The 13,203-nt window shown below is 68.1% G+C and carries 10 protein-coding genes; 8 read left to right on the forward strand and 2 right to left on the reverse strand.

Features of this window, described 5'->3' with window-relative positions:
* The first annotated feature begins 251 nt into the window (after positions 1–251).
* The 8 genes from ACAD63_RS20690 (at position 252) to ACAD63_RS20725 (ending at position 10,930) form a co-directional block, all read left to right on the forward strand.
* Positions 252–1,547, forward strand: coding sequence for a dicarboxylate/amino acid:cation symporter (locus ACAD63_RS20690; RefSeq protein WP_133094194.1), 1,296 nt, complete (start codon positions 252–254; stop codon positions 1,545–1,547).
* An 88-nt stretch (positions 1,548–1,635) separates the two neighbouring features.
* Entirely contained in the window at positions 1,636–3,666 is a 2,031-nt protein-coding gene (locus tag ACAD63_RS20695) for a sensor histidine kinase (RefSeq protein WP_434033214.1), read from the forward strand.
* Between the two features lie 8 nt (positions 3,667–3,674).
* Positions 3,675–5,000 (forward strand): sigma-54-dependent transcriptional regulator, encoded by a 1,326-nt coding sequence (locus ACAD63_RS20700; RefSeq protein WP_133093571.1) that lies wholly within the window; start codon positions 3,675–3,677, stop codon positions 4,998–5,000.
* 1,053 nt (positions 5,001–6,053) lie between these two features.
* Positions 6,054–7,181 carry an NAD(P)/FAD-dependent oxidoreductase gene (locus tag ACAD63_RS20705; protein WP_434033215.1) on the forward strand — a complete coding sequence of 376 codons (1,128 nt, stop codon included), beginning with the start codon at positions 6,054–6,056 and terminating at the stop codon, positions 7,179–7,181.
* Between the two features lie 11 nt (positions 7,182–7,192).
* The gene (gene creB, locus ACAD63_RS20710; RefSeq protein WP_276609602.1) at positions 7,193–7,897 is read left to right on the forward strand and encodes a two-component system response regulator CreB; all 705 of its coding nucleotides are present in this window, start codon (positions 7,193–7,195) and stop codon (positions 7,895–7,897) included.
* A gap of 6 nt (positions 7,898–7,903) precedes the next feature.
* A complete protein-coding gene (gene creC / locus ACAD63_RS20715; protein ID WP_135704302.1) occupies positions 7,904–9,334 on the forward strand; it encodes a two-component system sensor histidine kinase CreC in 1,431 nt (476 codons plus the stop codon).
* A gap of 131 nt (positions 9,335–9,465) precedes the next feature.
* The gene (locus tag ACAD63_RS20720; protein ID WP_434033216.1) at positions 9,466–10,443 is read left to right on the forward strand and encodes an NAD(P)H-dependent flavin oxidoreductase; all 978 of its coding nucleotides are present in this window, start codon (positions 9,466–9,468) and stop codon (positions 10,441–10,443) included.
* 85 nt (positions 10,444–10,528) lie between these two features.
* Positions 10,529–10,930, forward strand: coding sequence for a YbaN family protein (locus ACAD63_RS20725; protein ID WP_368671181.1), 402 nt, complete (start codon positions 10,529–10,531; stop codon positions 10,928–10,930).
* Positions 10,931–11,014: 84 nt separating this feature from the next.
* Here the strand turns inward: ACAD63_RS20725 and ACAD63_RS20730 are convergent, their stop codons facing one another.
* Entirely contained in the window at positions 11,015–12,265 is a 1,251-nt protein-coding gene (locus tag ACAD63_RS20730; RefSeq protein WP_135704298.1) for a phenylacetate--CoA ligase family protein, read from the reverse strand.
* Positions 12,266–12,359: 94 nt separating this feature from the next.
* The gene (locus tag ACAD63_RS20735; protein WP_029046690.1) at positions 12,360–13,175 is read right to left on the reverse strand and encodes an ABC transporter ATP-binding protein; all 816 of its coding nucleotides are present in this window, start codon (positions 13,173–13,175) and stop codon (positions 12,360–12,362) included.
* Between the last annotated feature and the right edge of the window lie 28 nt (positions 13,176–13,203).

Consider the following 13,203-nt stretch of genomic DNA (forward strand, 5'->3'; position numbering starts at 1 on the left):
CAGGTGGCGCCTCGGCCACCTTTGCCCGCGCCGGCATTCCGAATCCCCGGAAGCCGGGATTCCGGATTTCCGGAATCCCGGAGGCCCCGCGTCTTGGCAAGACCCGCGTTTCCTTGTGAATCAATCAGTTAACGATACCGGTTGGACTGGCATGCCGGTTGCAAATTCCCGTCCCTGAACGCGCCGCAACCGTGACGGCGCGCGCCCGCGGCGCCATCGCCCCGGGTACGGTCAACACCGAGGACGACACCATGAAGAAACCCTTCTACAAGATCCTGTATGTGCAGGTGCTGTTCGCCATCCTGGTCGGCATCCTGCTGGGCCACTACTGGCCCGATACGGGCGTGGCCATGAAGCCGCTGGGCGATGGCTTCATCAAGCTGATCAAGATGATCATCGGCCCGATCATCTTCTGTACCGTGGTGACCGGCATGGCCGGCATGAGCGACATGAAGAAGGTCGGCCGCGTCGGCGGCAAGGCGCTGCTCTACTTTGAAGTGGTGTCGACCTTCGCGCTGCTGATCGGCCTGGGCGCCGCGCACCTGCTCAAGCCGGGCGTGGGCTTCAACATCGACCCGTCGACGCTGGACACCAAGGCGATCGCGCAATACGTGTCGAAGGCGCACGGCCAGAGCACGGTCGAGTTCTTCATGCACATCATCCCGGAAACGGTCTTCAGCGCCTTCGCCAACGGCGACATCCTGCAGATCCTGCTGGTGTCGCTGTTCTTCGGCGCCGCGCTGGCCACGCTCGGCGAACGCGCCCGCTTCGTGGTGCAGCTGATCGAGCAGGTCTCCAAGGTGTTCTTCCACATCGTGCACGTGATCACCAAGGTGGCCCCGATCGGCGCCTTCGGCGCGATGGCGTTCACCATCGGCAAGTACGGCCTGGGTTCGCTGGTGCCGCTGCTCAAGCTGATCGGCACCTTCTACTTCACGGCCATCATCTTCGTGCTGGTGGTGCTGGGCACGATCGCGCGCATGACCGGCTTCAGCATCGTGCGCTTTATCTCGTACATCAAGGAAGAGCTGCTGATCGTGCTTGGCACCAGCTCGTCCGAGGCCGCGCTGCCGCACATGATGGAGAAGCTGGAGAAGCTGGGCTGCTCCAAGTCGGTGGTGGGCCTGGTGGTGCCTACCGGCTATTCGTTCAACCTGGACGGCACCAACATCTACATGACGATGGCGGTGATCTTCATCGCGCAGGCGACCGGCATCGAACTGACGTGGATGCAGCAGCTGACCATCCTGGCGGTGGCGATGATCACCTCCAAGGGCGCCAGCGGCGTGACCGGATCGGGCTTCATCACGCTGGCCGCGACGCTGGCGGTGGTGCCGACCATCCCGGTGGCCGGCATGGTGCTGATCCTGGGCATCGACCGCTTCATGAGCGAGTGCCGCGCGCTGACCAACATCATCGGCAACGGCGTGGCCACGGTGGTGGTGTCGGCGTGGGAACGCGAGCTTGACCGCAAGCGCCTGGCGCAGGTGCTGCAGGGCGGCGGCGATGCCGGCGATCTGGCCCAGGCCGGCCAGGGCGCCCGCTAAGTACACCGCTGCGCGGGCGGCTGCATCGGCGTCTGCCCCGGCCGCCCGCCAGCGGGTATCATCGGCACGACAGCCCTTGCGCGCGCCGATGCCCCATTCCGACGATTTCCTAGCCGTGCATGATCCTGCCGCCACCCGCGCGGTGCATGCGCCGGACACCGGCAGCAGCCGGTGGTGGGTCTTCGCCGCCGCACTGGCGGCCGGGCTGCTGCTGTTGTGCGGGCTGACCTGGCTGGTGTCGTTCCAGCGCGGCCTGGCCGCGCTGCAGCAGAGCACCGCGACGCGTGCCGACCGCTACGCCGCCACCCTCGAAAGCACCCTCGACCGCTACGAATTCCTGCCCGCGCTGGTGTCGCTGCACCCCTTCGTGCGCGGGCTGCTCGAATCCCCAAACGACCCGACGCGCGTCGCCGCCGCCAACCAGTACCTGGAAGAGGTCAACCGGCGCGCACATGCTTCGGCCACGTACGTGATTGCCGCCAACGGCATCGCGCTGGCCGCCAGCAACCATAACCAGCCCGGCAGCTTCGTCGGCACCGACTACCGCTTCCGCCCCTACTTCCAGATCGCCGCGGGCGGCAGGATGGGCCGCTTCTACGCCATCGGCATCACCAGCGACGAACCGGGCTATTACCTCGCGCAACCGGTGGAATCCAATGGCAAGGTCGTCGGCGTCACCGTGGTCAAGCTCAACCTGGAGTGGTTCCAGCGTGCCGGCAGCGGCGCCGAGCCGCTGATGGTCAGCGACGACCACGGCGTGATCTTCCTGTCATCGGTGCCGGCCTGGCAGTACCGCACGCTGCAACCGCTGCCGCCGGCATTGCAGGCCGAGATGGAAAACACGCGCCAGTACCACGGCCGCGCCGTCACGCCGCTGCCGCTGGAGCCGCTCGACTCGCTCGTCACGCGCTGGCTCGCGCAGACCACGCTGGGCGCCAACGCGCGGCTGGTGCGCGTGCGCGACGACTCGCCCGCCGCCCGCACCACTTTTACCCCCGACGCCACCGCGCGCGCCGACCGCTACCTCGAACTGGGCCGCACCGTGGGCCCGGCCGACTGGACCATGCAGGTGATGGCGCCGCTGGAGCCGGTGCTGGCCAACGCGCGCAACGCCACCGTGGCCGCGGCGCTGGCCTATGCCTGCATCTGCCTGCTGCTGGTCAACTGGCGCCAGCGCCGCCAGCGCGCGCGCGACGTGCAGTACAGCCGCCGGCTACTGGAAGCGGCCTACGACGAACTGGAGCGCCGCGTGGAAGCGCGTACCGCCGACCTGATGGCGATCAACGAGAAGCTCGAGGAACAGGTTGCCGAGCGCACCCGCGCCGAAAGCGAGCTGCGCGCGGCGCAGGACGAACTGGTGCAAGCCAGCAAGCTGGCCGCGCTGGGACAGATGGCGGCCGGCATCACGCACGAGCTGAACCAGCCGCTGGCGGCGCTGCGCACCTTCTCGGACAACACCCGCGTGCTGCTGGAGCGCGGCCAGCTGGCCGCGGCAGAAGGCAACCTGGCTGCCATCGCCGACCTGACCGAGCGCATGGGCAAGATCACCAGCCAGCTCAAGCTGTTCGCCGGCAAGGCGCGCCCGGTGCGGCGGCCGGTGGTGGTGCGCACGGCGCTCGACCACGTGCTGGCGCTGCTGGCGCCGCGGCTGGGTGCGGTGAAGGTCAACGTGGCCGGCCTCGACGAACAGCCCGGCCTGTCCGTGCGTGCCGACGAACTCAAGCTTGAGCAGGTGCTGCTGAACCTGATCGGCAATGCGCTCGACGCCATCGCCTCGGCGGCGCCCGCGCAAGGCCGCATCGACATCGAGGTGCAGACCAATGCCGGCACCAACGGCGGCACCAACAGCGGCACCATCACCCTCGCCGTGCGCGACAACGGCACCGGCATCGCGCCGGAAGCGCTGCCGCGCCTGTTCGAGCCCTTCTTCACCACCAAGGAAACCGGGCAGGGCCTGGGGCTGGGGCTGGCGATCTCGTCATCGATCGTGCGCGAGTTCGGCGGCCAGCTCAGCGTGGCCAACATGCCCGGCGGCGGCGCGCAATTCACTCTGGTGCTGGCAGGCGCGCCGGCCAGCTCCGGCGCGAACGAGGCGCTGCCGGTTTCCACTCCCCAATGAGCATTGCCATGCAAGACGGTCTGCGTGTCCTGTTTGTCGAAGACGAGCCGCTGGTGCGGCAGGCTACCGCGCAAAGCCTGGAGCTTGCGGGCTTTACCGTGCTGGCGCTGCCTTCGGCAGAAGCCGCCATGCCGCATCTGCATGCGGGCTTTCCCGGCGTCGTGGTGACCGACGTGCGCTTGCCCGGCGCCAGCGGGCTTGACCTGCTGCAGCACTGCCGCAATGCGGCGCCAGGCGTGCCGGTGGTGCTGGTGACGGGGCATGGCGATATCACGATGGCCGTGCAGGCGATGCGTGAAGGCGCCTATGACTTTATCGAGAAGCCGTTCGGAGCCGACCGGCTGACCGACACCGTCCGTCGCGCACTCGAGCGGCGCGCGCTCGAACTGGAGAACCAGGCGTTGCGGCGCGAGCTGGCTGGTCCCGCGGCCGGTACGCGGATCATCGGGCGTTCGCCGGCGATCGAGCAGGTGCGGGCTCTGGTTGCCAACGTGGCCCCGACCGACGTGCCGGTGATGATCAACGGCGAGACCGGCACCGGCAAGGAGCTGGTGGCACGCAGCCTGCATGCGCTGTCCGGCCGCGCCGAGGGGCCTTTTATCGCGCTGAACTGCGGGGCGGTGCCTGAGGCCATCTTCGAGAGCGAGATGTTCGGACATGAAGCTGGTGCCTTCACCGGCGCAGGCAAGCGACGTATCGGCAAGCTGGAGCATGCTTCGGGCGGCACGCTCTTCCTCGACGAGATCGAGAGCATGCCGCTGGCGCTGCAGGTCAAGCTGTTGCGGGTGCTGCAGGAAGGAACGCTGGAGCGGCTGGGGTCGAATGCGTCGGTGAAGATCGATGTGCGGATCGTGGCGGCGGCTAAGGGGGATATGGATGCGCTGGTGGCGCAAGGTTCGTTTCGTGAGGACCTCTATTACCGGCTGAATGTGGTCACGATTGCGCTGCCTCCGCTGCGGGAACGGCGCGAGGATATCGTGGCGTTGTTCGAGCATTTCATGCTGGTGGCGGCGGTACGTTATCAGCGGCCGGCGCCGATTTTGTCGGAGGCGCAGCGGCAGGGGCTGCAGCAGCGGCCTTGGCCTGGGAATGTGCGGGAGTTGCGGAATGCGGCGGACCGGCTGGTGCTGGGGGTGCCTGAGGGCGGGCAAGCGGGTGCGCATGCGGCGACTGCGGACGAGACCGCGCCGCTGCGGGAGAGGATGGAGCGGTATGAGCGGGCGGTGATTGCCGATGCGCTGGCGCGGACGGGGGGTGCTGTCAGTCAGGCTGCTGATTTGCTGCAGGTTGGCAAGGCTACGCTGTATGACAAGATCAAGCGGTATGGGCTTTGATGTTGGCTTGTCATTGGCTGTTCACCTTGTTGCCATGTGGGCGTCACATTGGTTTTCTATGCTTCGTGGGCGGTTGTGGCATTGGCAGGTGCCCTGCCGGCTGTATCAGTCTTCGTGGTAATTGATGGCCCCGCGGTTTATGCGGGGCGTTTTTTTGTGGGCTTATTAGGTGCATGTCGCTGTTGATGACATGCTGTCGGCGGTTGAACCGCCTGGTTCCGCCCTCCTGGGCGGGTCACTTTTTGTCCGAGCGACAAAAAGTAACCAAAAAGCGCGTTTACGGCCCTGCGGGCGGCCACTCTTATCGTAGTATGCGGCGGTTTTCGTACGGGGCTTTGCTTCGTTGCAGGGCAGGACTGCCTGACGCCCTGGTGCGCCACGATGGCTCGGGATAGCAGCGATGTTTGAACGAGCCCAGAGCTGGGCGTGGCCCCTGCTGCGGGCGGCATGGTAGGAACGCCTTCGGCTGCGCTGCGCGCCGGCCCTAAGGGCAAGGCCGCCGCCCCACGTCCTCGCCCGGGCTTCGGGCCCGGCGTCATTCACGACGGCGCTGTGCGAGCGCAGCGACGCACTCCGTGCCCGAGCCCTAAATCACAGGTACTGCCGGCGCGCAGCGCAGCCGAAGGCGTTCCTGTGTTGACGCCGGCAGCAGGCGGCCTACGCCCGGCATGGGGATAGTTCAATAGTGGGTCGACGTAGCCACTATCCCAGACTCACCTGGCGTAGCAGGTCCGAACCACTAGCCACATCGAACGGAAATCACCACCGCCCGAACCACCCACGCCGATAACTTGATAGCCAGCCGCTCAGGCGATGCGTTTTTTGGTTACTTTTTGTCGCTCGGACAAAAAGTGACCCGCCCAGCAGGGCGGAACCAGGCGGTTCAACGGCCACAGCATGTCATCAACAGCGACAGCGGACGCTTAAACAGCCGCCAGCATCCAACAGCAAGCCACCGCCCCCAATAACGCCAACGACTTCACAACCACCCCACATTCCCCTCACCCAGCAAGACAACACTGGAGAACCCTTCATCCAGAAGCCCCTCCAAAAATGCCAACCTTCGACTACGACCTAGTAGTATCCGGCGCCAGCTTCGCCGGCGCAGCCTGCGCCCTGGCGGCCGCCCGCGCCGGCCTGCGCGTCCTGGTCCTCGAACGCAAACCCGACCCCGGCGAAAAACTCCACACCACCGGCATCGTCGTCAAGGAAGCCATCGAACAAACCTGGCTGGGCCGCGCCCCTGCCGAATGCGTACACCGCGTTGAACGCGTGCGACTCTATTCTCCACGCTTGCGCAGCCTCGACCTGGCCGCCCCAGGCTACTACTTCCACACCACCGATACCCCCAACCTGATGCGCTGGCTGGCCAACGAGCTGGTGCGCCACGGCGCCACGCTGCGCCTGGGCCAGTCGTTCGTCCGCGCTACGCCACGCCATGGCGGCTGGCACGTGACCGGCGTCGGCACCACCCGCTACCTGGTCGGTGCCGACGGCGCCAAATCGCGCGTGGCGCAATGCGCAGGTCTCGGCCGCACCCACGATTTCCTGTATGGCATCGAATACGAATTCCCGGGAATATCCCTGCCCGATCCCGTCATGCTCCATTGCTTCATCACCCGCCGCTTCGCGCCCGGCTACATAGGCTGGATCGCACAGAATCCCACCGGCGTCCAGGCCGGCCTGGCGCTGCGCTACTTGCCCCGTCACGGCCGCGCTCCCGACCTCGACGGCCTGCTCGCCCATGTACGCGCCCGCGCCGGACTGCCTGAACTGACGCAGCCCGCCGCCACGCGCGCCGGCCTGATCCCGTGCGGCGGTCCCGCCATGCCACTCGCGCGCGACGGCGTGATCCTGACCGGCGACGCGGCCGGCATCGTCTCGCCGCTGACCGCCGGCGGCATCCACTACGCCTTCGCCCATGGCGAATCCGTTGGCAAAGCCATCGCCGAACACCTGCTGCACAACGGCCCGGCGCCGGAAGCCGTCGCCACCGGCAGCGCGCCACGCTTTCGCGGCAAGCGCGCGCTGCGCTGGATGTTCGACCGCTTCCAGTGCGACTGGCCCTTCGACCTGATGCTGTATTCACCGCCGCTGCGCTGGGCCGCCGAGCAGATCTACTTCCACAAGCGCGGCGGCGACCAGGCCGCGCCGCCGCCGCGCACCGTGCCCAGCCTCTGACGTGGACTAGAATGCCGGGCATGGGACAACCGCGCATCCTGGTGGTGGAAGACGAGCAAGCCATCGCCGATACCATCCTCTACGCCCTGCGCACCGATGGCATGCAGGCCGAGCACTGCACGCTGGGCAGCGCCGCGCTGGCGCGGATGCGCGCCGATGCGGCCGACCTGGTGATCCTGGACGTGGGCCTGCCCGATGTGAACGGCTTCGAGGTCTGCCGCACGCTGCGCACGTTCTGCGATGCGCCGGTGATCTTCCTGACCGCGCGCCACGAGGAGATCGACCGCATCGTCGGTCTGGAAATCGGCGCCGACGACTACGTGGTCAAGCCGTTCTCGCCGCGCGAGCTGGCCGCGCGCGTGCGCGCCATCCTGCGCCGCGCGCGCGGCGTGGCCGCACCCGCTGCCGCCGATTCCGGCTTCACCCACGACGCCGACGGCGCACGGCTGGCCTACCGCGGCCGCTGGCTGGACCTGACCCGCTACGAATACCTGCTGCTGGCACTGCTGGTGGCACACCCGGGCCGCATCTACACCCGCGCCCAGCTGATGGAACTGGTCTGGCAGGACGCGCTCGACACGAGCGACCGCACCGTCGACACCCATGTCAAGACGCTGCGCGCCAAGCTGCGCGACGCCACTCCGCAAGGCGAAGGCGCGGAGCGCATCCGCACGCACCGCGGCATGGGCTATTCGCTCGATCCCGTGCAGGCCTGAGCGCGCATGCGGATCGGCCTGCGCATCTTCTTTGGCTTCTTCTTCATCGTCGGCCTGGCGACGGTGCTGACGCTGCGCGTGTTCGTGCAGGAGGTCAAGCCCGGCGTGCGGCAGGCGATGGAAGACACGCTGATCGACACCGCCCACGTGCTGGCCGCGCTGGCCGCTGACGACATGAAGGCCGGCCACATCGCCGACGGCGACTTCGCGCGGCGCATGGCGGCGCTGCGCCAGGCGCCGGTCAATGCCGACGTATGGGGCCTGCACAAGGACAGCATCGGCTACCGCGTCTATGTCACCGACGCCGGCGGCATCGTCCGCTACGACTCCACCGGCACCGACGTGGGCCGCGACTACTCGCGCTGGAACGATGTCTACCTGACGCTGCGCGGCCAGTACGGCGCGCGCAGCACGCGCAGCGATCCGGAGGACGAGGCCAGCACCGTGATGTACGTGGCCGCTCCCATCCGCGACGGGGACCGCATCGTCGGCGCGCTCACCGTGGCCAAGCCCAATGCCGCGATGGCGCCCTTCATCGCGCGCAGCCAGCACCGCATCCTGCTGTACGGCGGGCTGCTGATCGGGACCGCGTGCGTGATCGGCCTGGCCTGCACGCTGTGGCTGGTGCATGGCCTGCGCCGGTTGCGCGGCTATGCGCGCGCGGTGGCCGCCGGCGAGCGCGCCGAGATGCCGCTGCACGGCACCAGCGAGCTGGCCGAACTGGGCCGCGCGGTGCAGGGCATGCGCGAGCGGCTGGAAGACAAGCAGTATGTCGAGCACTACATCCACACGCTGGCGCACGAGATGAAGAGCCCGCTGGCGGCGATCGGCGGCGCCGCCGAGCTGCTGCAGGAAGACATGCCGGCAACGGACCGCGAGCGCTTCGTCGCCAATATCCGCGCGCAGTCGGGCCGGCTGGAAACCATGATCCGCAAGCTGCTGGCGCTGGCGGAGGTGGAACAACGGCAACGGCTGGAAACCCGCGAGCCGGTGCGATTGGGCGAGCTGCTGGCCCAGCTGTGCGCCGAGCTGGAACCGCGCGCGCGGCAGCGCGGCGTGGTGCTGCGGCTGGAGTCGCCGCCGGGTCCCGACGTGGCGGCGGGCGACCCGTTCCTGCTGCGCCAGGCCGTCGCCAACCTGCTGGAAAACGCCATCGACTTCGCCCCCCGGGACAGCGCCATCGCGGTAGCGCTGGAACGGCGCGGCGCGCAGCTGGCGATCACCGTGGCCGATCATGGCCCCGGCATCCCCGAATACGCCCTGCCGCGCGTGTTCGAGCGCTTCTACTCGCTGCCGCGCCCGCAGGGCGCCGACAAGAGCACCGGCCTGGGCCTGTGCTTTGCGCGCGAGGTGGCGGCGCTGCATCATGGCAGCGTGATGCTGGCCAACCGGCCGGGCGGCGGCGCGCTGGCCGAACTGACGCTGCCCGCCGGCTGACCCGCCTGCCATGGCGCGCAGGATCGGCATAGACTTGGGCTTCTAGCGACGCACGCCAGAAACTCCCTATAATCGAACGACCGTTCATTTAGGGCACGACCAGCGTGCCCACCAGTGGTTCAGGAGACACCATGCCCGCCGCCAAGCAACTGCCCCAGGCCCTGCAGAACCTGGCCCTGCCCGTGATTGCCTCGCCCATGTTCATCGTCAGCTATCCCGAGTTGGTGCTGGCGCAGTGCAAGGCCGGCATCGTCGGTTCGTTCCCCGCGCTCAATGCGCGCCCGGCGGAGCTGCTCGACGAGTGGCTGACGCAGATCGAGCAGGAGCTGGCCGCCTTCAGGGCCGCCAACCCCGGCGCGCCGGTGGGACCGGTCGCGGTCAACCAGATCGTGCACGGGTCCAACGCGCGGCTCGAGCATGACATCAAGGTCTGCGTCGAGCACAAGGTGCCGATCTTCATCACCTCGCTGCGCGCGCCCCCCAAGGAGCTGATCGACGCGGTGCATAGCTACGGCGGCATCGTGCTGCACGACGTCATCAGCCTGCGCCATGCCGAAAAGGCGATCGAATCCGGTGTCGACGGCCTGATCCTGGTCGCGGCCGGCGCCGGCGGCCATGCCGGCATGCTGTCGCCGTTCGCGCTGGTGGGCGAGGTGCGCAAGATCTTCGATGGCCCGATCGCGCTGTCGGGCTCGATCGCCACCGGCGAGGCAGTACTCGCGGCGCAGGCCATGGGCGCCGACTTCGCCTACGTGGGCACGCGCTTCATCGCCTCGCAGGAGGCGCACGCGGCCGAGACGTACAAGCGGTCGATCACCAGCTCGGCCGCCGCCGATATCGTCTACACCAACCTGTTCACCGGCGTGCACGGCAACTACATCCGCGAGAGCATCAGCAACGCGGGCCTGGACCCTGACAACCTGCCGGTGGCCGACAAGACCAAGATGGACTTCTCCAGCGGCAGCTCCAAGGCCAAGGCGTGGAAGGACATCTGGGGCGCCGGCCAGGGCGTGGGCCAGATCCACGATATCCCGAGCGCCGGCGAGATCGTCGCACGCATGAAAGCGGAGTACGATGCGGCCAAGGCGCGGCTTGGGATTGCGCGCTGACCGATCCATCACCGGGGCCGCTTAGCGGCCCTTTGTTCGACCATTGCATCCTTCCAACCCTGACCTTTCGCCCGATCCTGAAGCCGTGCTGAGCCACCGCCAGCGCGTGCTGCGCGCCGTCTGGGTGGCGCTGGGCGGGCTCTTCCTGCTGCTGGGCGTGATCGGGATCTTCCTGCCGGTGCTGCCGACCACGCCGTTCGTGCTGCTGGCCGCGGCGTGCTTCGCGCGCGGTTCGCAGCGCTTCCACGGCTGGCTGATGGGGCATCCGCGCTTCGGGCCGCTGGTCAACGACTGGCAGCGGTATCGGAGCATTCCGTTCAAGGCGAAATGCCTGGCGCTGTCGATGATGTGGGTGTCGATGGGAACGACGGCATGGCTGCTGCGCGGGCGGCCGGTTGCGTCGGCCGCCTTGCTGGCTTGTGCGGTGGGGGTGAGCGTGTGGATGGTCCGGTTGCCGACGCGGCCTGCGGAGGGGGGAAAGTCTTGAGGCGTTTGGTCTGTCGACGCCTATCACCCCGTTGACGCGCCGGCCAGCGCTTCAACGAAGTCAGACCCTCGCAAGGCAAGTCCTTCACTCATACCGCCGCGCATCCTCGATCACCTTCCCGTCCTGCGGCAACGACCCCGCCGCCACGAACGCCACCTCCCCGCGCAGGCGCATCACCTCGCGCAGCGACTCGGCCACCGCGCGCTGCAGTTCCGCATCCTCGCGCGCTGCCTCGCAGCGCAACGTCATCACGTCCGCGCCGGGATCGCCGGTCACCACCAGCCGCGCGGCGCGGATTTCCGGATGGCGGCGCAATACGTCGGCCACCTGCCCCGGATGCACGAACATGCCCTTGACCTTGGTCGCCTGGTCCGCGCGTCCCAGCCAGCCCTTGAGCCGGATATTGGTGCGCCCGCACGGGCTCGGCCGCTGCGAGGACTCCGCCACCACCGCCGACAGGTCGCCGGTGCCGAAGCGGATCAGCGGATAGTCGCCGTTGCCCAGCACCGTCACCACCACCTCGCCGGTCTCGCCTTCAGGCATGGGCCGCGTGCCGCCCGGCTCGACGATCTCGACCAGCACGCCCTCGTCCACCACCCAGCCGTCGCCGCCCTCGGTCTCGTAGGCGATCAGGCCGAGATCCGCGCTGCCGTACATCTGCTGAACGCGCACCCCGCGTTGCTGGAACCACGCGCGCAATGACGGCGGCAGCGCCTCGCCGGAGACCAGCGCCTTCGTCAGGCTGGTGCAGGGCAGTCCCATCTCGTCGCCCCGTTCCAGCAGCAGCTTCAGGAACGATGGCGTGCCAGCGTAGGCCGCAGGCTGCAGGCTGGCCAGCGCCTGCACCTGCGACTCGGTCTGGCCGACGCCCGCCGGGAACACGCAGCAGCCCAGCTTGTGCGCACCGGTCTCCATCATCATGCCGGCCGGCGTGAAGTGGTAGGAAAAGGTGTTGTAGACCAGGTCGCCGGCACGGAAGCCCGCGGCGTGCATGGCGCGCGCCGTGCGCCACCAGTCGGCGTCGTGGCCGTCGGGCTCGTGGATCGGGCCCGGTGACTGGAACACATGGCGCAGCCTGCCCAGCGGCGCCGCATTGAGGCCGCCCAGCGGCGGCAGCGCGCGCTGGCGTGCGGTCAGGTCGGACTTGCGCGTCACCGGCAACGCCGCCAGCGCCTCGCGCGAGGTCAGCGAGCGCGGGTCCACGTCGCGCAGCAGTTCGGCGAAATACGGCGCATTGTCGCGCGCGTGGGCCACCTGTCGTGCCAGGGCGGCAAGAAGCGCCTGCTCGCGGACTGCCGGCGCGCGGGTTTCGAGCGAATCGAAGTATTCGGGCATGGTGCTGTTGCGTCAGGGAAGGATGCGGATTGCCGCCGCGCCGGTGGCAGCCCGCCACGGCGCGTCGGCAAAGCCAGGGATAAACCGCGCGGCGCTATGCCAGCCAGCGCTTGCGCCGGCGATAACTCTTCACGTCGCGGAAGGACTTGCGCGCGCCACCATCCGCGTCGTTGGCGGCCACGCCCAGGTAGAACTCCTTCACGTCCTCGTTGGTGCGCAGCGACTCGGCGTCGCCGTCCATCACCACGCGGCCGTTTTCCAGGATGTAGCCGTAGTCGGCATAGCGCAGCGCCACCATGGTGTTCTGCTCGGCCAGCAGGAAGCTGACCTTCTCGCGCGAATTCAGGTCTCGCACGATCTCGAAGATCTCCTCGACGATCTGCGGCGCCAGGCCCATCGACGGCTCATCGAGCAGGATCATCGCGGGCTTGGCCATCATGGCCCGGCCGATCGCGCACATCTGCTGCTCGCCGCCCGAGGTATAGCCCGCCTGCGACTTGCGGCGCGTCTTCAGGCGCGGGAAGTAGTTGTAGATCTTCTCCAGCTCGTCGCGCGTCTGCGAGCGCGACAGGCCGCGCGTATACGCGCCGGTGAGCAGGTTTTCCTCGATGGTCAGGTGCGCGAAGCAGTGGCGCCCTTCCATCACCTGGATCACGCCGCGGCGCACCAGGTCGTTGGGGGTGAGCTGGTCGACGCGGTCGCCGCGATACTCGATGGTGCCCTTGGTGACGTCGCCGCGCTCGGCGTGCAGCAGGTTGGAGATCGCCTTCAGCGTGGTGGTCTTGCCCGCGCCGTTGGCGCCGAGCAGCGCCACGATCTTGCCTTCCGGCACTTCGAGCGAAACGCCCTTGAGCACCAGGATCACGTGATCGTAGATGACTTCGATGTTGTTGATGGACAGGAGGCTCATGGTGCGGCTCGGGTTGGTGTTGCGGTAG

Source organism: Cupriavidus sp. a3, from assembly GCF_051015765.1.
GTDB lineage: Bacteria > Pseudomonadota > Gammaproteobacteria > Burkholderiales > Burkholderiaceae > Cupriavidus > Cupriavidus oxalaticus_A.

Excerpts from the sequence above, each read along its gene's own strand:
- creB (WP_276609602.1), top strand. The coding sequence starts at position 7,193 with ATGCCGGGCATGGGACAACCGCGCATCCTGGTGGTGGAAGACGAGCAA.
- ACAD63_RS20695 (WP_434033214.1), top strand. The coding sequence starts at position 1,636 with ATGCCCCATTCCGACGATTTCCTAGCCGTGCATGATCCTGCCGCCACC.
- ACAD63_RS20700 (WP_133093571.1), top strand. The coding sequence starts at position 3,675 with ATGCAAGACGGTCTGCGTGTCCTGTTTGTCGAAGACGAGCCGCTGGTG.
- ACAD63_RS20730 (WP_135704298.1), bottom strand. The coding sequence starts at position 12,265 with ATGCCCGAATACTTCGATTCGCTCGAAACCCGCGCGCCGGCAGTCCGC.
- ACAD63_RS20690 (WP_133094194.1), top strand. The coding sequence starts at position 252 with ATGAAGAAACCCTTCTACAAGATCCTGTATGTGCAGGTGCTGTTCGCC.
- creC (WP_135704302.1), top strand. The coding sequence starts at position 7,904 with ATGCGGATCGGCCTGCGCATCTTCTTTGGCTTCTTCTTCATCGTCGGC.
- ACAD63_RS20735 (WP_029046690.1), bottom strand. The coding sequence starts at position 13,175 with ATGAGCCTCCTGTCCATCAACAACATCGAAGTCATCTACGATCACGTG.
- ACAD63_RS20705 (WP_434033215.1), top strand. The coding sequence starts at position 6,054 with ATGCCAACCTTCGACTACGACCTAGTAGTATCCGGCGCCAGCTTCGCC.
- ACAD63_RS20720 (WP_434033216.1), top strand. The coding sequence starts at position 9,466 with ATGCCCGCCGCCAAGCAACTGCCCCAGGCCCTGCAGAACCTGGCCCTG.